The following is a 21,893-nucleotide window of genomic DNA, read 5'->3' on the forward strand; positions in this document are numbered from 1 at the left end:
CGCTGTCAAATATGTCGAACATCGGGCGTTTACTGGACATCGAATCCATCCGTCTCGACGAGTCGGTGGACGACTGGCGTGCCGCCATCACGTGTGCCGGCGGGCTGCTCGAGCGGCAGGGGGCGATCAGCGACGAGTACACCCGGGCCATGATCGCCGGCGTCGAGGAGAACGGCCCGTACATCGTCGTCGCCCCCGGGTTCGCCTTCGCCCACGCCCGGCCCTCGGAGGCCGTGCACCGCACGGCGATGTCCTGGGTCCGGCTGGCCCGCCCGGTCGAGTTCGGGCACGCGTCCAACGACCCCGTGACCCTCGTCGTCGCCCTCTCCGCGAAGGACCAGAAGGAGCACCTGCAGGCCATGCGGCAGCTGGCCACCCTCCTCGCCTCGCCGGGGACCCGGACGGCCCTGGACCGGGCGGCGACGCCCGAGGAGGTGCTCGCCCTGCTCACGGAGGACGCCCCGGCGTCCCGCCCGGGGGCGGCGGCGACCGGATCGGCGTCCTCGTCGACGACGGAGGTGGCACCGGCCGCACCGGCCGAGCCGGCGCCCGCGGTGACGGAGGCGGCCACCGAACCGGCGACCGAGCCGGTCACGGAGAGCCGCAACAAGATCCTCACCGTCTGCGGCAACGGGCTGGGCACGAGCCTGTTCCTGAAGAACACCCTGGAGCAGGTGCTCGACCGCTGGGGCTGGAGCCCCTACCTCACGGTCGAGGCCACCGACACCATCTCCGCCCGCGGCAAGGCCAAGGAGGCCGACGTGATCCTCACCTCCGGGGAGATCGCCCGCGCCCTGGGGGACGTGGGCGTGCCTGTCAAGGTGATCGAGAACTTCACCAGCACCACCGAGCTCGACGCCGCCATGCGCGACCTCTACGACGTCTGAAAGCAGGCCCGCAATGAACTGGCTCGTCAGCATCCCCGAGTTCCTGGTCAGCGAGATCCTGGCCGTCCCCGCGTTCCTCATCGGCATCATCACCGCGGTCGGCCTGGTGGCCCTGCGCAAGAGCACCGGCCAGGTCATCGGCGGAGCCATCAAGGCCACCCTCGGCTTCCTGCTCATCGGCGCCGGGGCCATCCTCGTGGTGGCCTCCCTGGAGCCCCTGGGCGTCATGATCCTGGGCGCCACCGGCGCCCAGGGCGTCATCCCCACCAACGAGGCCATCGCCGGGATCGCCCAGGCCGAGTACGGGGCCCAGGTGGCGTGGCTGATGATCCTCGGCTTCGCCGTCAGCCTCGTGCTCGCCCGGTTCACCCCGCTGCGCTACGTCTTCCTGACCGGGCACCACGTCCTGTTCATGGCGACGCTGCTGACCATCATCCTGGCCACCGCCGGCTACGACGGCTGGGTGACCGTGTCCCTGGGGGCCCTGCTGCTGGGCATCCTGATGGTGTCCCTGCCGGCCCTGGTCCACCCGTGGACCCGCCGGATCACCGGCGACGACAGCGTGGCCATGGGCCACTTCGGCACCGCCGGGTACATCGCCGCCGGGGCGGTGGGACAGGTGGTGGGCAAGAACAGCCGCTCCACCGAGGACGCGAAGCTGCCGGAGGGACTGCGCTTCCTGCGCGACTCCATGGTGGCCACCGCACTGTCCATGGCCATGATGTACGTGGTCCTCGCCGTGCTCTTCCTGGTCCGGGCGGGGTCCGAGGAGGCCTTCACCGCCTTCGAGGGCGGCGCCACCGGCGTGGGCAACTACATCATGATGTCGATCACCCAGGGGCTGCAGTTCGGCGTGGCAGTGGCCGTGATCCTCTTCGGCGTGCGCACCATCCTGGGCGAGCTGGTCCCGGCGTTCCAGGGCATCGCGGCCAGGGTCGTCCCCGGGGCGATCCCGGCCCTGGACGCCCCGATCGTCTTCCCCTACGCGCAGAACGCCGTGCTGCTGGGCTTCATCGCCAGCTTCGTGGGAGGCCTGATCGGGCTGTTCGTGCTCTCTGTGTGGCTCAACCCCGCCATCGGCGTCGCCCTGATCCTCCCGGGCCTCGTCCCGCACTTCTTCACCGGCGGCGCGGCCGGCGTCTACGGCAACGCGACCGGCGGGCGCCGCGGGGCGCTCGCCGGCGGCTTCGTCAACGGCCTGCTCATCACGTTCCTGCCCGCGTTCCTGCTCTCCGTCCTGGGCACCTTCGGCTCCGAGAACACCACGTTCGGCGACGCCGACTTCGGCTGGTTCGGCATCGCCGTCGGCTCCGCGGCCAAGATCGGGTCCGTCGGCGGCATCGTGGTGATCCTGCTGATCGGCCTCGCGGTGCTGGGGCTGGCCGTCCTGGTGCAGCGCCGGGTGGTCGACGCCGGGTGGGACCCGTCTCCGGGCCGGCCCTGGCCCGGCGCGGCGGGTGAGCGGGAGACCGCGGCGGTGGCCGCCTCCGGCCCCACCCTCGCGCACCCCAAGATCGCCCCGCCGAAGGGCGCCCCCGCACCCCCGCCGCCGCCGAGCTGAGCCGGCGGCCCCCGGGTGCGCTGCGAGCCCGGTGCGCAGCGGGGTGGGCGGCTCAGGAGTTGTGACCGCGGGCGGCCACGCTCCAGCGCTCCAGGAGCTCGCCGTCGCGCACCACGGCCACGTCGTCGACGAGGTTCATCGTGATGCACACGTGGTTGGGGACCACCCGCAGCCGGTCCCCGAGGGCGGGCAGCGGGCGGTCCTCGGGCCACACGACCGTGGCGTGGTGCTCGGACAGCGCGGTGATCCGCGCGTCCGGGTGGTCGAGCAGCCGCCCGTGGCCGGTGGCCCAGGCCGGCCGGTCGGTGCCGAGGACCTTGCTGCCGGCGTCGAGCACGATCCGCCGCGGGACCCCGTGGCCGCCCTCGTGCCGGCTGACCACGGTCGAGGCCACGGTGAGGGCCACGTCCTCCCAGGCGCACCGGCCCAGCTCCAGCTGCTGGGCGTCGCCGAAGACGTAGACGCCCGGGCGCGCCTCGGTGGCGGCGGAGCCCTCGGTCAGCAGCGCCGAGGGGGTGGAGCCGCCGCTGCGGCGCAGCACCTCGAATCCGGCGTCCCGCATCTTCTGGGAGGCCCGCTCCAGGGCCTGCTGCTCCTGGGCGGCGGCCTCGGCCGGCATGCCCGGGGCGTAGCTGTGGCCGGGGAAGGTGAAGACCCCCTCCACGCGCAGCCCGGCCCGGAGCGCGGCGCGGGCCACGTCCGCGGCGGCGTCGGGGCGGACCCCGCTGCGGTGGTGGCCGCTGTCGATCTCCACGAGCACGGCGACGTCCCCGGCCGCGTCCCCGAGCTGCTCGCCCATGGCCGCGGCGGCCTCCGCGGAGTCCACGCCGGCGCTGATCCGCGCCGTGGCGCTCAGCCGGCGCAGACGCTCCGCCTGTCGCGGCCCCACCCACAGCGGATAGGCGAGGAACAGGTCCTGCGCCCCGTGGGCGGCGAAGACCTCGGCCTCCCCGATCGTGGCCACGGTCAGGCCCGCCGCGCCCGCGGCCAGCTGCAGCGCCGCGATCTCCGGGACCTTGTGCGTCTTGGCGTGCGGGCGCAGGGCCAGCCCCTTCGCCCGCATCGCCGCGGCCATCCGCTCGATGTTGCGCCCGAGCACGTCCCGGTCGATCAGGACGTCCGGGGTGTCGACGGCTTCGGGAATGCGGTCCATGGGGCTCCTCGCCGGTGCAGCGCTCGGGTGGGTCCCGCCCATCGTAGGTCCGCGGCCGGCCCGCGGCTCAGACGAGCAGCCGGCCGAGGCCCGGCCCCAGCAGCAGGAGCGTGGGGACGACCACGAGCGCGGCGGCCGCCCCGATCACCCCCGCGGTCCGCCCGGGGGGCAGCGGGGGCATCGCCAGGCGCAGGATGCGGTCCCGGGCCTCGTCGGCCAGCGTCCGTCCCGGGTCCGCGGCGGACGGGTGCACCGGTCCACCCTCCCCTGCGGCGTGGAACGCCAGTCCCGGCCCGCCGGCGCTGACCAGCGCGATGGCCCGTGCCAGCACGTCGTCGTCGACGGAGCGCCGTGCGTGGTCGTCCGCGAGCATCTCCACGAGCAGCCCGACCTCGCGCTGGGCGCGGCGGGCGATCGGGAACCAGGGCAGCGAGGACTTCCAGGCCCGGAACAGGACCAGCACGATGTCGTGGCGCTGATGGGCGTGGGCCCGCTCGTGCTCGACGACGGCGGACAGCTCGTCCTCCTCCAGCAGCGAGACCAGTCCCACGGAGAGCACGGTCAGCGTGGTGAACGCCCCCGGCAGGCAGTAGGCCACCGGGGCCGGGTCGTCGAGCAGCCGGGTGCCCGGTGCGTCCGGCAGAGGAGTGCTGAGCAGCAGGACCAGCTGGGCGTGGCGGCGGCGTTCGCGCTCGGCCCGCAGCACGGTGACGAGCAGGTTCAGCAGCAGGTGCCCGCCCAGCAGCAGCGCGCCCGCGAGCGCGAGGACCTGGAGCGGCCCGAAGGCCCGTCCGAGGTCGTGGCCCTGGAACTGTGCGGAGAGGCTGATCCCGCTGCTCACCAGGTCCGGGCCGAACGGGGCCAGTCCGAACGTGACGAGGGCGCCGAGCATCGACAGCCCGCCGGCCAGGGCGACCGCCTGCCACAGCACCAGCGCCGTGGCGGGCGCTCGGGCGGGCCACCGTGCCCGGGCCAGCAGGACCGGGACGGGCCAGGCCAGGGCCACGGCGAGCGCCGCGAGCACCAGCGAGGTGGCGACCACGCGGTCAGCTGCCGCCGAGCAGACGGCGCAGGGTCTGGGCCTCCTCGGGGCTGACCTGCCCGACGAAGCGCTCGAGGACGGCGGTGCGGTCGTCCGAGGAGCCGAGCACCTCGTGCATGAGGTTGGCCATGTGCTCCTCGCGCGAGGCCGCCGCGCGGTACCGGTGCGGCCGGAAGGCGCGGTCACGCTGGACGAAGCCCTTGCGCTCGAGCCGGGAGAGGACGGTGAGCACGGTGGTGGCGGCGCGCGGGCGGGAGCCGTCCCCGGCGTCGGGGAGGCGGTCCTGCAGGTCGTAGGCGGACAGGGGCGCGGCGGCCTGCCAGAGGATCTCCATGATGGATCGCTCCAGTTCGCCGAGGGGAGCCGCGCGCTTGGGGTCGTTTCGTGCCACGGCCCGATTGTAGCGCGGACCGCCGGATGTTCTACAGTGTGTAGAAGTAGTTCTACGGTCTGTAGAAAAGTTGGGGGAAGCAGCCGATGGATCCTCTGGAGATCGCCCGCTGGCAGTTCGGGATCACCACCGTCTACCACTTCGTCATGGTCCCGCTCACGCTCGGGCTCGGACTGCTGGTGGCGCTCATGCAGACGATGTGGGTGCGCACCGGCGACGAGCGCTGGCTGCGGATGACCCGGTTCTGGGGCAAGCTCTACCTGATCAACTTCATCATGGGCGTGGCCACCGGGCTGGTGCAGGAGTTCCAGTTCGGCATGGCCTGGAGCGAGTACTCCCGGTTCGTGGGCGACGTCTTCGGCGCCCCGCTGGCGATGGAGGGCCTGCTCGCGTTCTTCTTCGAGTCCACCTTCCTGGGCCTGTGGATCTTCGGCTGGGACCGGCTGCCGAAGAAGGTGCACCTCGCCACCCTGTGGACCGCCGTGCTCGGCTCCGTGGTCTCGGCGTTCTTCATCATCGTCGCCAACTCCTGGATGCAGCACCCGGTGGGCGTGGAGCTGGTCGACGGCCGCCCGGTGATGAACGACGTCTGGGCGGTGCTGACCAACAACACGGCCCTGGTGGCCTACGCGCACACGCTCGCCGGCGCCGTGGCCGTGGGCGCCGCCTTCCTGGTGGGCATCGCCTGGTACCAGCTGTGGCAGCGCCGCCGGGACGGCATCGACACCGTGGACGAGCGCGGCGCCGTGGTGGTGGGGGAGCGGGCCGACATCCCCGGACGGGACCGCACCGACCACGGCGTGTGGCTGTCCAGCCTGCGGATCGGGGCGGTCGTGGCCGTGCTCGGCTTCGGCGCCGTGGCCGCCAGCGGTGACGTGCAGGGCAAGCTGATGTTCGAGCAGCAGCCGCTGAAGATGGCCGCCGCCGAGGCCGCCTGCCACGACGGCACGAGCTTCTCCGTGCTGGCGGTCGGCCCGCTCGGCGGCCAGGACTGCGACGAGGTGGTCAACGTCGTCGAGATCCCCGGGCTGCTGTCCTTCCTGGCCCACGGGGACTTCGACACCGAGGTCAAGGGCGTCAACACCCTGATCCCGGAGTACGAGGCCGCCTACGGCACCCATCTGCCGGACGACCCCATGTACGGCGAGCGCGCCGGGCAGGAGATCGACTACCTGCCGCTGATGGAGGTCACCTACTGGGGCTTCCGCCTGATGATCGGCTTCGGGGTGCTGGCCGCCGCCTTCGCCGCCCTGACACTGTGGATCACCCGGAAGGGCACCGTGCCCGCCTCCAAGCCGATGATGTGGGTCGCCGTGGCCTCCATCCTCGCGCCGTTCGGCGCCAACATCGCCGGGTGGGTGTTCACGGAGATGGGCCGGCAGCCGTTCGTGGTGGCGCCCAACCCCAACCCCAGCGGCGTGGACGGGGTGTACATGTACACCGCCGCGGCCGTCTCCCCGGGGATCAGCGGGCAGGAGGTGATCTTCTCGCTGGCCGTGCTGGGGCTGATCTATGCCGTGCTGCTCGTGGTGGAGGTCATGCTCCTGGTCCGTTACGTGCGCGGCGGGGTCGCCTCCGCGATGCCGGAGCTGGCGCACGACGACCACGACGACCACGGGCAGGGCCACGACGGCGCCCGCGGCCGGGGCGACGACGTGCTCGCCTTCGCCTACTGACCCCGGCGCCCTGCCGCCCCGACCCCGACGCACCGACCCTGACACGCGCGCCCGCCCGGCGCAGAAAGCCTGCCGACATGGACTTCCTCCCCACCCTCTGGTTCATCGCCATCGCCGTGCTGTGGACCGGGTTCCTGCTCCTCGACGGCTTCGACCTCGGCGTGGGCATGCTCATGCTCACCAGCACCCGGGACGAGCGCGAGCGCCGCCAGATGCTCAACACCATCGGCCCGGTCTGGGACGGCAACGAGGTGTGGCTGATCACCGCGGCGGCCGGGCTCTTCGCGGCCTTCCCGCTCTGGTACGCCTCGCTGTTCTCCGCCCTGTACCTCCCGCTGGTGTTCGTGCTCGTGGGGCTGATCTTCCGGGCGGTGTCGATCGAGTACCGCGGCAAGGGGCACAGCGACCGGTGGCGGCGGTGGGCCGACCGGGGTCTGGGCACCGGCTCCTTCCTGGCCGCGTTCGGCCTCGGAGCCGCCCTGGCCCTGACCACCACGGGCCTGCCGATCGACGCCAACGGCGACCGCGTGGGCGGCGCCTTCGCCTGGTTCACCCCCTACGCGCTGCTCGGCGGCCTCGCCGCGGTGGGCTTCTGCCTGGTCCACGCCGCCGCCTTCCTCGGGCTGAAGACCGACGGACCCGTGCGGCGGCGCGCCCGGCGCCTGCTGGTGCGCTCCGGGCTGCCCGCGCTGCTCCCGCTCACCGGCTGGGTGGTGGCGGTGCAGCTGCTCAACGGCGGGTCCTGGACCTGGCTGCTCGTGGGGGGTGCCGTCGTGGCGGGCCTCTTCGGCTGGGCCAGCGCCCGCCTGGGCCATGAGGGGCGGGCCTTCGCCGGGACGTCGGCCGTGCTCGTCCTCGGTGTCGGATCGATCTTCGCCAACGTCTACCCCGTGGTGCTGCCCTCCACACTGGACCCCGCCTGGCACCTGACGGTCGCCAACGCCTCCAACAGCGACTACACGCTGGGGGTGCTGACCGTGGTGGCCGGCCTCGGCCTGCCCCTCGTGCTGCTCTACCAGGGCTGGAGCTACTGGGTCTTCCGCCGCCGCCTGACCACCGACCACCTGCCCGCGGCCCACGCGGTGCGGGCGGCCGTGGCCCCACCGGCCGGCGCCGCGTCGCCCGGCACCACGTCCCGGGAGCACCGGCCGGCCGGCGGCCCCGAGGACGCGCGCCCGGCATGAGACGACCTCCTCTCGGCCCGGGCGCAGCCGCGGCCGTGCTCGTCCTCGGCGTCCTGGCGGCCTTCAAGGCGCTGGCCCTGGTGCTGCTGGCCGAGGCGGTGGCCCGCGGCGTCGTCGGGGTGCTCGATGACCATCCCGACGCCTGGCGGGGCGCCCTCGTCCTCGGCGTCCTCGCAGGGCTCCTGCGGGCCGCGACCACGTGGGCGGGCCAGTACGTCGCCGTCCGCGCCGCGGGAGAGGCCAAGCGCGGCCTGCGCCGGGAGCTGGCCCGCCGGGTCCTCGCCGGCGGCGGCCACGACGTCGGGGCCACCACCGTCGTCGGGACGGTCGGGCTCGACGCCCTGGACGACTACTACGCGCGCGTGCTGCCCGCAGTGGTCACGGCCGCCACCGTGCCGCTGCTGGTGGGTCTGCGCATCCTGTCCGCCGACTGGGTGAGCGCGCTGATCGTGGTGCTCACCGTGCCCCTGGTGCCGCTGTTCATGGCCCTGGTCGGCCTGCACACCCAGGACCGGGTCGACGAGTCCTCCGCCGTGCTGCAGCGCCTCTCCCACCACCTCGTGGAGCTCGCCCGGGGTCTGCCCGTGCTCGTGGGCCTCGGCCGGGTGCAGGAGCAGGCCGCCGCCCTGCGGGAGGTCTCCGAACGGCACCGGGAGACCACCCTGCTCACCCTGCGCACCGCCTTCCTCTCCTCGCTCGTGCTCGAGCTGATCTCCACCCTCTCGGTCGCCGTCGTCGCCGTCTTCGTGGGGGTCCGGCTGGTGCACGGCGACCTGGACCTGCTGACCGGGCTCGTCGCGCTCCTGCTCGCCCCCGAGTGCTTCGCGCCCTTCCGGGACCTCGGCGCCGCCTTCCACGCCTCCCAGGACGGGCGGGCCGCCCTGCGCCGCGCGGACGAGATCGTCGCGGAGCCGGTGCCCGAGGACGTCCGCCGGGCAGGGCCCGCACCGTCCGTCCCCGGCCCGCCGGCCCTCCGGATCCGCGGTCTGGGCGTGCACCACCCCGGCCGTCCCGTGCCCGCCCTGTCCGGGATCGACGTCGAGCTCCCCGGCGGGTCGGTGCTCAGCGTGGAGGGACCCAGCGGCAGCGGGAAGTCCACCCTGCTCGGCGTGCTCGCCGGCACCGTGCCGGCCCGGTCCGGCAGCGTGGAGGGCGTCGACCCGTCCGCCGTGGCCTGGGTACCCCAGCACGTGCACACCGTGGCCGGGACCGTGCTGGACGAGGTGCTGCTCCACGCCGAGAGCGAGGCCGCCGCCCGGGAGGCCCTCGCCCGGGTCGATCTCGCCCGGCTGTCCGGGGCGGACCCGGACCGGCTCAGCCCCGGGGAGCTGCGCCGGCTGGGCCTCGCCCGCGGGCTGGCCCGTGTGGCCGCCGGCGCCCGGCTGCTGCTGCTGGACGAGCCGACCGCCCACCTCGACCCCGCCGGCGCCCGCCGCGTCGAGGCGCTCGTCGACGAGCTGCGCGGCCGGGTCACCGTGGTCCTGGCCTCCCACGAGACGGAGGTGACCGCGCTCGCGGACCAGCAGCTCCTGCTCGGGGCCGCGGCCGCGCCCCGCGCCGAGGGCGGCTCCGGCGCGTCGCCGGCTCCGGGGACCGCCGCCCCGTCCCGTGCCGACGGCCCGCTTCCCGCACCGGGGACGGCGCCGCCGGCGGCCCCCGGCGAGGGGCCGCACGACGCCCTGCGGGAGCTGGCGGCGTTCCTGGCCCCGGCCCCGTGGCGGACCGCCGGCGCGGTGGCCCTGGGCACCGCCGCGGCCCTGTTCGCCGCCGGGCTCACCACGCTCTCGGGCTGGCTGATCGTGCGCGCCGGCGAGCAGCCCGGGATCATGTACCTGATGGTCGCCATCGTCGGCGTCCGCTTCTTCGGCATCGGCCGCGCCGTGCTGCGCTACGCCGAGCGGCTGCTCAGCCATGACGCGGTGCTCGCCTCGACCACCGAGCTGCGGGCCCGGGTCTGGGCGGGACTGGCCGTGCGCGGGGTCGCCTCCCGCAGCCTCGCGACCGGCGGCGCCGCCCTGGACCACCTCGTCGCCACCGCCGACCGGGTGCGCGACCTCGTGCCCCGCGTCGTGCTGCCGCCGCTGATCGGGGTCGGCACCGCGGCCGGCGCGGGGATCACGGTCGCGGCCCTGCACCCCGGCGCGCTGCCCGCGCTGGCCGTCGCGCTCGTCGGCGGACTGCTCGTCGGGCCGCTCCTGGCGCTGCTGGCCGACCGCTCCGCCGCCCGCGGCGCCACCGTGCTGCGCTCCGGAGTGCTCCGCCGGTTCGCCGCGATGGTGGCCGCCGCGGACGAGCTGCGGGCCAACGGGCGCGCCGCGGCGATGCTCTCCGAGCTCGAGGCCCTGGAGCAGGACGCCGAGCGCGCCGCCCGCCGCAGCGCCTGGGCGCTGGGCCTGGGCAGCGCCACGGCGGTGCTGGCCTGCTCGGTGTCGTCCGTGCTGATGCTCGCGGCCACCGCGGACCCGGCGCGCGAGGGCGTCCTGGCCGGGCCCGTGGTCGCGGCCCTCGTGCTGCTGCCCTTGGGGCTGCTCGAGCCGATGCTCGGGGCGGTGGACGCGGCGCAGCAGTGGCCGGCGCTCTCGGCGTCGCTGCGCAAGCTCCGCCCGCTCACCGCGGCGGCCCGCGAGGCGGCCGACGACGATCCCGGCCTCCCGGACGGGACGGGGACCGCGCCGCCGGCCGTCCACGAACTCGCCCTGCACGGACTCGCAGTCACCTGGCCCGGGGCGCCCGCCCCGGCGTTCCGCGGGCTCGAGGCCTCCGTGCGGCGCGGGCAGTGGCTCGTGGTCGAAGGACCCTCCGGGGCGGGGAAGTCGACCCTGCTCGCCGCGCTGCTCGGCCACCTCCCGGCGGCCGAGGGCTGGTGGTCCGTCGACGGCACCGACAGCCGGGAGCTCGACGCCGCCGGGCTGCGGCGCAGCGTGGCCTGGTGCCCGCAGGAGGCGCACCTGTTCGACTCCACCCTGCGCGGCAACCTGCTGCTGGCCCGCGACCGCGAGGACCGGCCGTCCGACGCGGAGCTCCGCGCCGTCCTGGAGCGGGTGGGCCTGGGCCCCTTCCTGGCCGAGCTGCCGGAGGGACTCGGCACCCGGGTCGGTCCCGGCGGGGCCCACCTGTCCGGGGGCCAGCGGCAGCGCGTGGCGGTGGCCCGGGCCCTGCTCACCCGCGCCGGCGTGGTCCTGCTCGACGAGCCCACGGCCCACCTGGACGCTCCCGCGGCGCGGTCGCTGCTGGCCGACCTGCGGCAGGGGCTGGCCGACCGCGTCGTCGTCCTCGTCACCCACCACCTCGCCGAGGCGGCCGCCGGGACGGACGCCCGGCTGCGGCTGCCGGGCACCCACCCTGCGCGGACACCGGAGCCGACGGCCGCCCAGGCGGTGCCGGCCGCCGGCTGACAGCCGGGGGGCCGGTCCTGCGCCGGCGTCAGGCGGCGGGCACGAGGTCCGCGCGGTCGGTGAACTCCAAGCCGTGCGCCTCGCTCACCGAGCGGTGGGTCACGTGGCCGGCCATGGTGTTCAGCCCGGCGGCCAGGGCGGGGTCGGCCGCCAGGGCCGCGGTGACGCCCTGGTCGGCCAGGGCCTCGGCGTAGCGCAGCGTGACGTTGGTCAGCGCGTAGGTCGAGGTGTTCGGCACCGCCCCGGGCATGTTCGCCACGCAGTAGAAGATGGTGTCGTGCACCGGGAAGACCGGGTCCTGGTGGGTGGTCGGCCGGCTGCCCTCGAAGCACCCGCCCTGGTCCACGGCGATGTCCACCAGCACGCTGCCCGGCTTCATGGCCGCGACCATGGCGTCGGTGACCAGCTTCGGGGCCTTGGCCCCGGGGATCAGCACCGAGCCGATGACCAGGTCCGCCTCGGTGACCGACCGCTCGATCTCGAGCCTGTTGGAGGTGACCGTGCGCAGCCGCCCGGCGTACCGGTCGTCGAGCTCGCGCAGGCGGTCCACGTTCACGTCCAGGACGGTGACCTCCGCGCCCAGTCCCACGGCCATCGCCGCGGCGTTGGTGCCGGCCACCCCGGCGCCGATCACGGTGACCTTGGCCGGGCGAACGCCGGGCACCCCGCCCAGCAGCACGCCCTTGCCCCCGGCAGGGGCGGTCAGGGCGGCGGCCCCGGCCTGCACGGACAGCCGACCGGCGACCTCGCTCATCGGGGCCAGCAGCGGCAGCCGCCCGTCGGCGGTCTGGACGGTCTCGTAGGCGATGGCGGTGACCCCGGACTCCAGCAGCGCCGCGGTGAGCTCGGGCTCGGCGGCCAGGTGCAGGTAGGCGAACAGCACCAGACCCTGCCGGAACCGGTGGTACTCGGAGGCCACGGGCTCCTTGACCTTCAGCACCAGGTCGGCGCGGGCCCACAGCTCGTCGGCGTCGGTCACGAGCTCGGCCCCGGCCGCGGTGTAGTCCGCGTCGGGGATGCCCGAGCCGGTGCCGGCGCCGGTCTCCACGAGGACGGTGTGGCCGTGGGCGACCAGTTCGTGGACCCCGGAGGCGGTGATGGCCACGCGGCGCTCGTTGTTCTTCACTTCGCGGGGGACGGAGACGATCATCGGGGGCCTTCTTCCGCAGGAACCGTAGACTGGGTGACAACAAACTACGGTTTTCGCCCGGGCCGGTGGGGTTTTTCGACGATTCTTCGGCGATCGGCGCAGAACTGGAGGAATGATGGCGGATGTGACGCGCGACACGCGGCGTTCACCGCAGGATCTGCGCCCGGGCCCCGAGCTGGACGAGCTGGACCGGCGGCTGCTGGCGCTGCTGCGGGAGAACGCCCGGATGACCAACCAGGCGCTCAGCGAGGCTCTCGGGGTCGCCCCGTCCACCTGTCTGGCCCGGATGAAGAACCTGCAGCGGACCGGGGTGATCCGCCGGTTCACCGTGGAGGTGGAGCCGCGGGCGATCGGGCGCAGCATCGAGGCGCTGATCAGCGTGCGGCTGCGCCCCGGCGCCCGGCACCTCATGTCGGCGTTCGGGGAGGGGCTCAGGTCGGTGCCGGAGGTCTCCCAGTTCTTCTTCCTGGCCGGCGCCGACGACTTCCTCATCCACGTCACCGCCCGGGACACCGACCACATCCGCCAGTTCGTCCTGGAGCACCTGTCCTCCAACCAGGCGGTGGCCGCCACGCAGACCAGTCTGGTGTTCGAGCACGTCCAGGGGTCGGTGGAGCCCTGAGCCGCCGGCCCCGCGGCGCCGCTCAGAGGGCCTGCACGAGGACGAGCACCGCGCCGGCGGTGGAGGCCGCCAGCCCCACCCGGCGCACGAGGGCCTTGTCCAGACGCCCGTTCACGACACCGGAGAGGGCGAAGCCGAGCAGCATGGCCGGGAGCAGCACGGCGGCGAACCGCAGGATCTCCCTGTCGATGGAGCCCACCGCGGTCAGCGCCGTGAGGGACATCAGGGCGCCGACCAGGAAGAAGGCGCTCATGGTGCCGCGCATGCGGGCGGGGGAGGAGCCGTGCCAGACGAGCGCCATGGGCGGGCCGCCGATGGACGTGGCCGTGCCCATCAGCCCGGAGGCGGCCCCGGCGGCGGCGACGGCCGCCGGGCGCGGCCGGGGCTGCCAGCCGCAGACGCTGAGCAGCACGGCCAGCAGGACCGTGCCCGCCAGCGTGAGCGCCAGGGCCTGCGGGGGGAGTGCCGCCACCAGCAGGGCGCCCGCCGCCGTGCCCGGCACGCGTCCGAGCAGTGCCCAGCCCGTGCCCCGGAGGTCCACCGAGGTGCGGTCGCGCAGCACGCCGAGCACGGTGAGCCCCGCCGCGAGCAGCACGATGGAGCCGGGCAGCAGGCTGGGGTCCAGCAGGGCGATCACCGGGGCGGCGAGCATGCCGAGGCCGAAGCCGATCGCGCCCTGGAGGCAGGATGCCACGCACACCACGAGAGCCACCAGGGCGAGCTCCAAGCCGGTCATCGATCACCTTCCGGTCACAGGGCGTCGGACGCAGTGTGGCGCCGTCGTGCACTCCACTCTGGCAGTGATGCGTGTTTCGCGCAATTGTGCACCCGGTGTACCCGCTCGTTTTCCCGAGTATCGGCGGAGGTGCGCGCAAGTTCGGGCGCGTGTCCTGCGTACTTGCAGGTCTCCAGTGACTCGAGGGGCCGACGGCGCAGCGCTTCGCCGTGGTCCATTTCACCGACATGTGTTGCGCGAATCACGCAGATGTGCCAGCATCCTACTCAGATCGCGCAAACAGGTGACCGGCATCACGTCGACACGGCCTGGTCGCGCACCATCTGAGATCACCCGTACGGCGGCCTCCGGCCGCGCCGGCACGCGGTGTCGTTCCCCAAGGAGGCGGACCATGTCGACGAAAACACCCACTGCTCCGGTCACTGCGCAGCAGCCCTACCCGGAACAGCACGCGCTGCCCCGCGGACTGGGGCTCATCACCTCCATCGGTCCCGGTCTCGTCCTGGCCATGACCTTCCTGGGCACCGGAGACCTCGTCAGCTCCTCGGTCTCCGGCGCCAACTACGGCTACGCGCTGCTCTGGACGCTGGTGCTCTCGCTGATCGCCCGCGCCTTCATCATCTCGTCGATCGCCAAGTACACGCTGATGAACCGGTTCGGGGACACCCAGATCCTCGAGGGCTTCCACCGGATCCTGCCCTGGTTGCCGGGGCTCATGGCCACGGTGGCGCTGATCGCCGGTTTCGTCATCCAGGCGACCTTCCTCAAGGCCTCCGCGATCGGTCTGTACCAGCTGACCGGCGGCACCTGGGGCGGCACCTGGGGCAACTTCGTGTGCGCCCTGGTGGTCATGGCCGTGACCCTGTTCATGGTGACCCGGAAGCGCGCCTTCGTCATCCTCGAGTACTTCGCCCGCATCGCGACGGTCGCCATGATCCTGGCGTTCGTCTACGCCCTGGTGCAGCTGGGGCACATGGACGTCGGCGGCTTCTTCCGCGGCATGGCCTTCGAGATGCCGCCGAACTCGGCGGACAGCGCCTTCGCGCCGATCGTGGTGGCCAGCGCGACCATCGGCACGATCGCCGGCAACATGCCGAACATGCTCTACTCCGGGTTCATGAAGGACAAGGGCTGGGTGGGGCCGCGCTACCGCCGCATCCAGCAGCTGGACCTCATCGCCGGCATGGCCCCGCTGCTCGTGATCAATCTCCTCTTCTGGATCGTGGCCGCCGAGTTCTCCCGCGACAACCCCGGCTTCGTGATCAACACGGAGGGTGACCTGTCCGAGATGATGGGCGTCATCGTGGGCCCCCTCGGCCCGGCGCTGCTGTGGCTGTGCATCCTGCTGGCCGCCATGACCAGCTTCCCGCCGCAGTCCCGCGGCTTCGCGCAGCTGGCCGTCAACGGCATCCACCTGAGCACCCGCAAGGGCAAGAAGTGGCTGGGCCGCGACGAGCAGGACCCGCTGTTCAAGCGCATCCAGATCGGCGGCTTCATCGTCCTGCCGCTGCTGGCCTCCCTCCCCGCCGCGCCGAACCTGATCGCCCTGAACATCGTGGGCACCAGCGTCGCCACCGTGATGAGCCTGCCCTTCATCGTGGTCGGCATCCTGGTGCTGACCAGCAGCAAGAAGTTCATGGCCGACTACGCCGTGAACAAGTGGTGGCAGACCGCGCTGCTGGCGGTCCTGGGGATCATCGCCGTCGTGGTGGGCTTCCAGATCGCGATGAACATCCCGGACATGTTCGCCACGGCCTTCTCGGGCGAGTAGCGCTCCTCCCGCCGGACCTCCCGCACGGCGGGAGGTCCGGCACTCGTTCCACCAGCACCGACCAGAAGAGGACATTCCCTGCCATGAGCACCACGACCGGCACCTACGACACCATCACCACCGACGGGCGGCTGCGCACCGAGGGGGACCTCGCCTACGCCTATCTGCCCGCTCCCACGGTGCAGAGCCACGCGGCCAACCTCATGACGCTGCCCGACGGACGCCTGGGCTGTGTCTGGTTCGGCGGCACCCAGGAGGGCGTGCCGGACATCAGCGTCTGGTTCTCCACGCTCGCCCCAGGAGCCGAGGCGTGGTCCGCGCCGCGGCAGCTCTCCGACGACCCCACCCGCTCCGAGCAGAACCCCATCCTCTTCCCCACCCCCGACGGCGACCTGTGGCTGCTCTACACCGCCCAGCACGCCGGCAACCAGGACACCGCCGAGGTCCGGCGCCGGATCTCCTCCGACAGCGGCGAGACCTGGGGCCCGGTGGAGACGCTGTTCCCGCCGAGCGAGGCCGGCGGGGTCTTCGTCCGCCAGCCCCCGGTGGTGCTCTCCTCCGGCCGGTGGATCATCCCGGTCTTCCGCTGCCTGTCGGTGCCCGGGCGCAAGTGGGTGGGCGACCACGACGACAGCGCCGTGATGATCTCCGACGACCGCGGGGCCACCTGGCGCCAGGTGCTGCTGCCGGGCAGCACCGGGTGCGTGCACATGAACGTGCAGGAGCTCGGCGACGGCACGCTGCTGGCCCTGTTCCGCAGCCGCTGGGCGGACGCGATCTATGCGTCGCGCTCCCGCGACGGCGGGCAGGCCTGGGACGAGCCCACCCCCACGGAGCTGCCGAACAACAACTCCTCCATCCAGTACGTCCGCCTGGCCGACGGCCGGCTGGCGCTGGTCTACAACCACCGCCGGGCCGAGGCGTCGACCGAGCGCCGCCTGTCCCTCTACGACGAGATCGACGACGACGGGCTGGCGCCCGAGCAGGCCGCGGCCGTCGAGCCCGTGCCGGTGGACGGCGAGCGCACCGCCTTCTGGGGCACGCCCCGGGCCCCCATGACCCTGGCGCTCTCGGACGACGACGGACGCAGCTGGCAAGTGCTGCGCGACCTGGACGTGGGGGACGGGTACTGCCTGTCCAACAACTCGCGGGAGGGGCTGAACCGGGAGTTCTCCTACCCGAGCATCCACCAGGGACCCGACGGGGCGCTGCACATCGCCTACACCTACTTCCGGCAGGCCATCAAGTACGTCCGCGTGGACCTCGGCCGGAGCGAGCCGTGACCGCCCCGCACGCCCTGGTCACGGGGTGCAGCTCCGGGATCGGCCGCGCCGTCGCCCAGGCGCTGCTCGACGACGGCTGGCGGGTGACCGGGCTCAGCCGACGCCGCCCGGACCTGGCCGGGGACCTCACCTGGCTGCCCGCGGACCTCTCCCGCACCGAGCAGCTGCGCGCGGTCGTCGAGGGCGTCGACGACCTCACCGCGGTGGTGCACGCCGCGGGGTTCCAGCGCGCCCAGCCGCTGGGACGGCTCGAGGACGGCGCCCTGCGCGAGATGCTCGCCGTCCACGTGGAGGCGGCCGCCACCCTGGTGGACGCGCTGAGCGGGCGGATCGCCGAGGGCGGCCGGGTCGTGCTCGTCGGCAGCCGCACCGCCACCGGGGCTGCCGGCAAGAGCCAGTACGCGGCGACCAAGGCGGCTCTGGTCGGCATGGCCCGCAGCTGGGCGATGGAGCTGGCGCCCCGGCGGATCACCGTCAACGTCGTCGCCCCCGGGCCCACGGACACCCCCATGCTCCACGACCCGGGGCGCGCGGCCGTGCCCCCGGCCGTGCCCCCGCTCGGGGAGCTAGTCGATCCGGCCGACGTCGCGGCTCTGACCGGGTTCCTGCTGGGTCCGCACGGCCGGTCGATCACCGGGCAGGTGCTCACCGTGTGCGGCGGGGCCTCCCTGTAGACCTGGTGCCGGGAACGGCAGGACGCCCCACACCGTGCGGTGTGGGGCGTCCTGCCGTTCCCGGGGCATCCCCACGCCGGCCCCGGGATCCCGGAGGGGCCGGCGTGGGGCGCGGTCAGCTGCCGCGGGCCTGGTCCAGGTGCTGCCGGGCGGCCTGCTCGAGGTGGGTCAGGTCCGAGGCGATCGTGACGAAGGTGAAGCCCTGCGCGATGCGCTGCCGGGCGATCTCGCCGCCGGGGGTGTGGATCGCCGGGATCTTGCCGGCCGCGCGGGCCGCGGTGAGCACCCGGTCGATCGCCGCGTCGAAGACCTCCTTGACGTCCGGGTCGTTGGGGAACCTCCCGCCCACGGCCAGGCACAGGTCCGACGGCCCGACATAGACGCCGTCCACGCCCTCCACCGCGCAGATCTCCTCCACGTTCTCCAGCCCCTGCGGCGTCTCGATCATCACGAGCACCAGCACGGCCGCGTCCGACTCCGCCGGGACGGGGCCCACGCGCAGCCCCGAGCGCATCGGGCCGTACGAGCGGGACCCCGCCCCCGGATAGCGGGCCGCGCGCACCGCGGCCGCGGCCTGCTCGGCGGTGTCCACCATCGGGACGATCACGCCGCGGGCTCCCGCGTCGAGGGCCTGGCCGATGACCGCCGGGTCGTTGGCCTCGACCCGGACGATGCCGGCGGGGCCGTGCCCGGCGTCGATCGCCATGAGGTTGTGCAGGATCCCCGAGTAGCCCATGAGGCCGTGCTGGCCGTCGAGGGCGATGTAGTCGTAGCCGGTCATGGCCAGGCGCTCGTTGGAGATCGGGGAGTCGAGCACCGACCAGTACCCCAGGGTCACCTCCTTGCTCTTGGCCTTGCGGATGACGTCGGTCGCGGGATGGGTCACGTCGGTGCCTGTCTTTCGTCTCGATCGGTTCTCGGTGTCCGGGGCGCTGAGGAGCCGTACGCCGCCGGGGTGTGCGCGGTGTGCGCCGTGCTCAGCGGTTGTAGGCGGGCATCGGGCCGCGCAGGGACGCCCCCACGCGCTCGCAGGCCTCGAGGACGGAGGCGTCGAGCGGGCCCCGGGCCAGCACGTCCAGGTTGGCCGTCAGCTGGTGCGGCTTGGAGCCGCCGAGCAGCACGGAGCCCGTGGCCGGCCGCGAGACGAGCCAGCGCAGCGCGAGCTCGATCAGCGGCATGCCGGCGTCCTCGGCGATCCCGGTCAGCTCTTCGATCGCGGCGAAGAGCTGCTCGTCCCAGTACCTCTCGCGGTACATCTCGGCGAGGCGGGAGTCCTGGAAGCGGCCGTCCTGCGGGGCCGAGTTGAAGCGGTGCCTGCCCGTGAGCAGCCCCCCGCCGAGCGGGTTGTACACCATGGTGTGCAGACCGGTGGTCCGCGCGAACTCGACGTACTCCTCCTCGATCCGCCGTGCCAGGAGGTTGTAGAGCTGCTGGGCGACGACCGGGCGCGGCGCGCCGTTGCGGTCGGCGGCCGCGTTGACCTCGGCGATCTGCCACGCCGCGAAGTTCGAGACCCCGAGGGCGCCGATCCGGCCCTCGTCGACGAGGGCCGCGACGGTCTGCAGGGTCTCGTCCAGGCCGGCCTGCCGGTCGGGCTGGTGCAGGTAGAAGAGGTCCACGCGCTCCGCCCGGAGGCGCCGCAGGCTGCCCTCGAGCGAGCGCCGGAGGCCCTGCTCGGACAGCGGGGAGTGCTCGCCGGCGTCCGGGTGGGGCATGCCCGCCTTGGTCGCGAGCACCACCTGGTCGAGGCGTCCGGCCAGCAGCTCCCCGAGCATCGTCTCCGTGGCCCCTCCGGCGTAGCCGTTGGCGGTGTCCACGGCGTTGATGCCGGCCTCGAGAGCGGTGTCCAGCATGGCGGCGGCGGCCTCGCGGCCGACGGTGTCGCCGAAGGTCATGGTGCCCAGCATCAGCGTGGACATCGGCCGGTCGATGCCGGTGAGGTGGACGGTCTCCATGGTGGTTCTTCTCCCTCGGGTGGGCGGTGCTGCACGACTCGATTGTTGCGTCTTTCACGGTGCCATGGTTGCGCGAAGTGCGCAACTGGTTTAGCGTGAAACGCGCAAAGACGATTGATCCGACGGACGGAGGGAGTGGCATGCGCGTCCTGGCCCTGGCCGACGACCTGTCCGGCGCCAACGAGGTCGCCGCGGTCCTGGCGGCACTGCCGCAGCACACGGACGGCGACCCGGTCCGCCCCGCGCCGTCCGTGTCCGCCACCGTGCGCGTCTCGCCCCGGCCGGCAGCCTCCGACGACGCCGCGGTCACCGTGGTCAACACCGACAACCGGCGTGGCACGCCCTCCCAGGCCGCGGGCCGCCTGCGCGCGGTCCTCGCCGCGGATCCCGCCGGCCCCGGGCGGACGCTGTTCCTGAAGTTCGACTCGTTGCTGCGCGGCCACATCGGGGCGCAGCTGCAGGCTGTTCCGGGCGCCGCCCCGGTGCTGTTCTGCCCGGCCGTTCCCGAACTGGGCCGCACGGTCCGGGACGGGGTGCTGCACGTGGACGGCACGCCCCTGGTGGAGACCGGGCTCTGGGCGGCCGAGCGGCAGGCGCCGGCGCGGACCGTCGCCGCGCAGCTGGCCCCGGCGCCGACCCGTCTCCTGGACCTCGGCACGATCCGGGGCGCCGGGCTGGCAAAGGCGCTGGCGCGGGCGGCCGCGGACGGCGCGGTGGCCGTCTGTGACGCAGAGTCCGCCGGGGATCTCGAGCGGATCGCCGCCGCCGGCCTGGCACAGGGCTTCGTCCTGGCCGGTGCCGCTGGGCTGGCCGCGGCTCTGGGGCGGCAGCTCGGCCTCCGGGAGTCCGGGCCGCTCGAATCGCTCGGGCCGCACGAGCCGCCGCAGCCGCGCCGGGCCGACGTGCTGATCGTGCTCGGCACCGCCAGTGCGGCCGCGCGCCGGCAGGCCGAGCAGCTCGCCGCCGCCGGTGTGCCCGTCCACCGGCTGCGTCCGGAGCAGATCCACGGATTTGCGCTCGAGCACCGGGGCACGGTCGCCGTGACCGTGGACGCCGCCGTGGATCCCACCATCTCGGACGCGCTCACCGCCGCGCTCACCGCGCTGGTGGAGCGTCACCACGCGGACCGGCACCTGGTGCTGAGCGGCGGGGAGACGGCCCAGGCCGTCCTGGCCGCCCTGGACGTCACCGAGCTCGTCCCGCTGCTCCAAGCCCATCCCGGTGCGGTGGTCAGCGTCGCTGCCGACGGCCGCCTCGTCACCACCCGCCCCGGCAGCTACGGGGCGCCCGACAGCCTGCTCCGGATCCTCACCGCCATGCACTTCCTGCAGGACACCACCCGAAAGGTCCCATCATGAGCTCTCCGTCCATCGCCGTCGCCACCGGCCGCCTGCTCGACGACTCCGCCGTGAGCACCCCCTATGTCGCCGTCACCATGGGCGACGGCGCCGGGATCGGCCCCGAGGTCACCGTGGCCGCCGTGCTGGACGAGTCGATCCTCGCCGAGTGCCGCCCGGTGGTGGTCGGCGACGCCTCCCGCCTGCGGGCCGCCGCCGAGACCATCGGCCGGACGATCGAGCTGCGCCGCATCGACGCGGTCGAGGACGCCGTCTTCGACGGCCGCACCGTCAACGTGTTCGACCTCGGGCTGCTGCCCGAGGACCTCCCCTGGGGCGAGCTGTCCCCGGTGGCCGGGGACGCGGCCTACCAGTACATCAAGGTGGCCTCCGAGCTCGCGATGGCCGGGAGGGTGCAGGCCATCTGCACCGCCCCGCTGAACAAGGAGGCGCTGCACGCCGGCGGGCACGTCTACCCCGGGCACACCGAGCTGCTGGCCGCCCTGACGGAGACCGAGGAGGTCTCCATGATGCTCTCCACCCCGAAGCTGCGCGTCATCCACGTCACCACGCACATCGGGCTCATCGACGCCGTGGCGAAGATCGAGCCCGGACTGGTGCAGCGCACCATCGAGCGCGGGCACGAGGCCCTCGTTCGCGCGGGCATCCCGCAGCCGCGGATCGGCGTGGCCGCCATCAACCCGCACGCCGGTGAGAACGGCCTGTTCGGCTACGACGAGGAGGCTCAGAAGATCGCCCCGGGCGTGGAGGCCGCCCGCGCCAACGGGGTGGACGCCGTGGGCCCGCTGCCCGCGGACACCCTGTTCTTCCTGGCCGGTCGCGGCGACTACGACCTGGTGGTGGCCATGTACCACGACCAGGGGCACGGGCCGGTGAAGGTCCTCGGGATCGAGGCCGGCGTGAACATCACCGTCGGGCTGCCGGTGATCCGCACCTCCGTGGACCACGGGACGGCGTTCGACATCGCGGGCAAGAACATCGCGGACTCTCGTAGCATGGTCGAGGCCCTGCACCAGGCCGCCGAGATGGCGACCCGCTGATCGGGCCGTCCCCGA

18 protein-coding genes are annotated in these 21,893 nt (G+C 73.7%); 11 read left to right on the forward strand and 7 right to left on the reverse strand.

Features of this window, described 5'->3' with window-relative positions:
• Positions 1 to 11 precede the first annotated feature (11 nt).
• Positions 12 to 887, forward strand: a complete 876-nt coding sequence (locus ABL57_RS09730; protein WP_047803267.1) for a PTS sugar transporter subunit IIA — start codon at positions 12 to 14, stop codon at positions 885 to 887.
• Positions 888 to 900: 13 nt separating this feature from the next.
• The gene (locus tag ABL57_RS09735; protein WP_047803268.1) at positions 901 to 2,448 is read left to right on the forward strand and encodes a PTS ascorbate transporter subunit IIC; all 1,548 of its coding nucleotides are present in this window, start codon (positions 901 to 903) and stop codon (positions 2,446 to 2,448) included.
• 52 nt (positions 2,449 to 2,500) lie between these two features.
• On the opposite strand, the gene ABL57_RS09740 is transcribed toward ABL57_RS09735, so the two are convergent.
• The 3 genes from ABL57_RS09740 to ABL57_RS09750 form a co-directional block, all read right to left on the reverse strand.
• Positions 2,501 to 3,601: an alanine racemase gene (locus ABL57_RS09740; protein WP_047803269.1), complete on the reverse strand. Its 1,101-nt coding sequence runs from the start codon at positions 3,599 to 3,601 to the stop codon at positions 2,501 to 2,503.
• A gap of 67 nt (positions 3,602 to 3,668) precedes the next feature.
• Positions 3,669 to 4,643, reverse strand: coding sequence for a M56 family metallopeptidase (locus ABL57_RS09745; RefSeq protein WP_047803270.1), 975 nt, complete (start codon positions 4,641 to 4,643; stop codon positions 3,669 to 3,671).
• Between the two features lie 4 nt (positions 4,644 to 4,647).
• The gene (locus tag ABL57_RS09750) at positions 4,648 to 5,034 is read right to left on the reverse strand and encodes a BlaI/MecI/CopY family transcriptional regulator (protein ID WP_255396089.1); all 387 of its coding nucleotides are present in this window, start codon (positions 5,032 to 5,034) and stop codon (positions 4,648 to 4,650) included.
• Between the two features lie 86 nt (positions 5,035 to 5,120).
• On the opposite strand from ABL57_RS09750, the gene ABL57_RS09755 reads away from it, so the two are divergent.
• The 3 genes from ABL57_RS09755 (at position 5,121) to cydD (ending at position 11,289) form a co-directional block, all read left to right on the forward strand.
• Entirely contained in the window at positions 5,121 to 6,710 is a 1,590-nt protein-coding gene (locus ABL57_RS09755; protein WP_047803272.1) for a cytochrome ubiquinol oxidase subunit I, read from the forward strand.
• Positions 6,711 to 6,787: 77 nt separating this feature from the next.
• Complete coding sequence (gene cydB / locus ABL57_RS09760) at positions 6,788 to 7,894, forward strand: cytochrome d ubiquinol oxidase subunit II (RefSeq protein ID WP_047803273.1); 1,107 nt, start codon at positions 6,788 to 6,790, stop codon at positions 7,892 to 7,894.
• Positions 7,891 to 11,289, forward strand: a complete 3,399-nt coding sequence (gene cydD, locus ABL57_RS09765; RefSeq protein ID WP_047803274.1) for a thiol reductant ABC exporter subunit CydD — start codon at positions 7,891 to 7,893, stop codon at positions 11,287 to 11,289. The genes cydB and cydD overlap by 4 nt, the downstream gene beginning before the upstream one ends.
• Positions 11,290 to 11,317: 28 nt before the next feature.
• On the opposite strand, the gene ald is transcribed toward cydD, so the two are convergent.
• Positions 11,318 to 12,439 carry an alanine dehydrogenase gene (gene ald, locus ABL57_RS09770; RefSeq protein WP_047803275.1) on the reverse strand — a complete coding sequence of 374 codons (1,122 nt, stop codon included), beginning with the start codon at positions 12,437 to 12,439 and terminating at the stop codon, positions 11,318 to 11,320.
• A 115-nt stretch (positions 12,440 to 12,554) separates the two neighbouring features.
• Between ald and ABL57_RS09775 the strand changes: the two genes are divergently transcribed.
• Positions 12,555 to 13,061: an Lrp/AsnC family transcriptional regulator gene (locus ABL57_RS09775; RefSeq protein ID WP_047803295.1), complete on the forward strand. Its 507-nt coding sequence runs from the start codon at positions 12,555 to 12,557 to the stop codon at positions 13,059 to 13,061.
• Between the two features lie 22 nt (positions 13,062 to 13,083).
• Here ABL57_RS09775 and ABL57_RS09780 read toward each other — a convergent pair whose 3' ends face one another.
• Positions 13,084 to 13,797 (reverse strand): sulfite exporter TauE/SafE family protein, encoded by a 714-nt coding sequence (locus ABL57_RS09780; protein ID WP_047803276.1) that lies wholly within the window; start codon positions 13,795 to 13,797, stop codon positions 13,084 to 13,086.
• Between the two features lie 391 nt (positions 13,798 to 14,188).
• Here ABL57_RS09780 and ABL57_RS09785 point away from each other — a divergent pair, with 391 nt between their 5' ends.
• The 3 genes from ABL57_RS09785 (at position 14,189) to ABL57_RS09795 (ending at position 17,525) form a co-directional block, all read left to right on the forward strand.
• A complete protein-coding gene (locus ABL57_RS09785; protein ID WP_047803277.1) occupies positions 14,189 to 15,568 on the forward strand; it encodes an Nramp family divalent metal transporter in 1,380 nt (459 codons plus the stop codon).
• 83 nt (positions 15,569 to 15,651) lie between these two features.
• Entirely contained in the window at positions 15,652 to 16,851 is a 1,200-nt protein-coding gene (locus ABL57_RS09790) for an exo-alpha-sialidase (protein ID WP_047803278.1), read from the forward strand.
• Positions 16,848 to 17,525: an SDR family NAD(P)-dependent oxidoreductase gene (locus tag ABL57_RS09795; RefSeq protein WP_047803279.1), complete on the forward strand. Its 678-nt coding sequence runs from the start codon at positions 16,848 to 16,850 to the stop codon at positions 17,523 to 17,525. Before ABL57_RS09790 ends, ABL57_RS09795 begins: the two co-directional genes overlap by 4 nt.
• Positions 17,526 to 17,640: 115 nt before the next feature.
• Here ABL57_RS09795 and ABL57_RS09800 read toward each other — a convergent pair whose 3' ends face one another.
• Together ABL57_RS09800 and ABL57_RS09805 are read right to left on the reverse strand one after the other, a co-directional pair.
• Complete coding sequence (locus ABL57_RS09800; protein WP_047803280.1) at positions 17,641 to 18,411, reverse strand: HpcH/HpaI aldolase/citrate lyase family protein; 771 nt, start codon at positions 18,409 to 18,411, stop codon at positions 17,641 to 17,643.
• Between the two features lie 91 nt (positions 18,412 to 18,502).
• The gene (locus ABL57_RS09805; protein WP_047803281.1) at positions 18,503 to 19,480 is read right to left on the reverse strand and encodes an aldo/keto reductase; all 978 of its coding nucleotides are present in this window, start codon (positions 19,478 to 19,480) and stop codon (positions 18,503 to 18,505) included.
• Positions 19,481 to 19,620: 140 nt separating this feature from the next.
• Here ABL57_RS09805 and ABL57_RS09810 point away from each other — a divergent pair, with 140 nt between their 5' ends.
• Both ABL57_RS09810 and pdxA read left to right on the forward strand, forming a co-directional pair.
• Entirely contained in the window at positions 19,621 to 20,838 is a 1,218-nt protein-coding gene (locus ABL57_RS09810; RefSeq protein WP_047803282.1) for a four-carbon acid sugar kinase family protein, read from the forward strand.
• Positions 20,835 to 21,878: a 4-hydroxythreonine-4-phosphate dehydrogenase PdxA gene (gene pdxA, locus ABL57_RS09815; RefSeq protein WP_047803283.1), complete on the forward strand. Its 1,044-nt coding sequence runs from the start codon at positions 20,835 to 20,837 to the stop codon at positions 21,876 to 21,878. The genes ABL57_RS09810 and pdxA overlap by 4 nt, the downstream gene beginning before the upstream one ends.
• The last annotated feature ends 15 nt before the right edge of the window (positions 21,879 to 21,893 follow it).

The organism is Kocuria sp. SM24M-10, from assembly GCF_001027955.1.
Lineage (GTDB): Bacteria > Actinomycetota > Actinomycetes > Actinomycetales > Micrococcaceae > Kocuria > Kocuria oceani.

Excerpts from the sequence above, each read along its gene's own strand:
- ABL57_RS09730 (WP_047803267.1), top strand. The coding sequence starts at position 12 with ATGTCGAACATCGGGCGTTTACTGGACATCGAATCCATCCGTCTCGAC.
- ABL57_RS09735 (WP_047803268.1), top strand. The coding sequence starts at position 901 with ATGAACTGGCTCGTCAGCATCCCCGAGTTCCTGGTCAGCGAGATCCTG.
- ABL57_RS09740 (WP_047803269.1), bottom strand. The coding sequence starts at position 3,601 with ATGGACCGCATTCCCGAAGCCGTCGACACCCCGGACGTCCTGATCGAC.
- ABL57_RS09755 (WP_047803272.1), top strand. The coding sequence starts at position 5,121 with ATGGATCCTCTGGAGATCGCCCGCTGGCAGTTCGGGATCACCACCGTC.
- cydB (WP_047803273.1), top strand. The coding sequence starts at position 6,788 with ATGGACTTCCTCCCCACCCTCTGGTTCATCGCCATCGCCGTGCTGTGG.
- cydD (WP_047803274.1), top strand. The coding sequence starts at position 7,891 with ATGAGACGACCTCCTCTCGGCCCGGGCGCAGCCGCGGCCGTGCTCGTC.
- ald (WP_047803275.1), bottom strand. The coding sequence starts at position 12,439 with ATGATCGTCTCCGTCCCCCGCGAAGTGAAGAACAACGAGCGCCGCGTG.
- ABL57_RS09775 (WP_047803295.1), top strand. The coding sequence starts at position 12,555 with ATGGCGGATGTGACGCGCGACACGCGGCGTTCACCGCAGGATCTGCGC.
- ABL57_RS09780 (WP_047803276.1), bottom strand. The coding sequence starts at position 13,797 with ATGACCGGCTTGGAGCTCGCCCTGGTGGCTCTCGTGGTGTGCGTGGCA.
- ABL57_RS09785 (WP_047803277.1), top strand. The coding sequence starts at position 14,189 with ATGTCGACGAAAACACCCACTGCTCCGGTCACTGCGCAGCAGCCCTAC.
- ABL57_RS09790 (WP_047803278.1), top strand. The coding sequence starts at position 15,652 with ATGAGCACCACGACCGGCACCTACGACACCATCACCACCGACGGGCGG.
- ABL57_RS09805 (WP_047803281.1), bottom strand. The coding sequence starts at position 19,480 with ATGGAGACCGTCCACCTCACCGGCATCGACCGGCCGATGTCCACGCTG.
- ABL57_RS09810 (WP_047803282.1), top strand. The coding sequence starts at position 19,621 with ATGCGCGTCCTGGCCCTGGCCGACGACCTGTCCGGCGCCAACGAGGTC.
- pdxA (WP_047803283.1), top strand. The coding sequence starts at position 20,835 with ATGAGCTCTCCGTCCATCGCCGTCGCCACCGGCCGCCTGCTCGACGAC.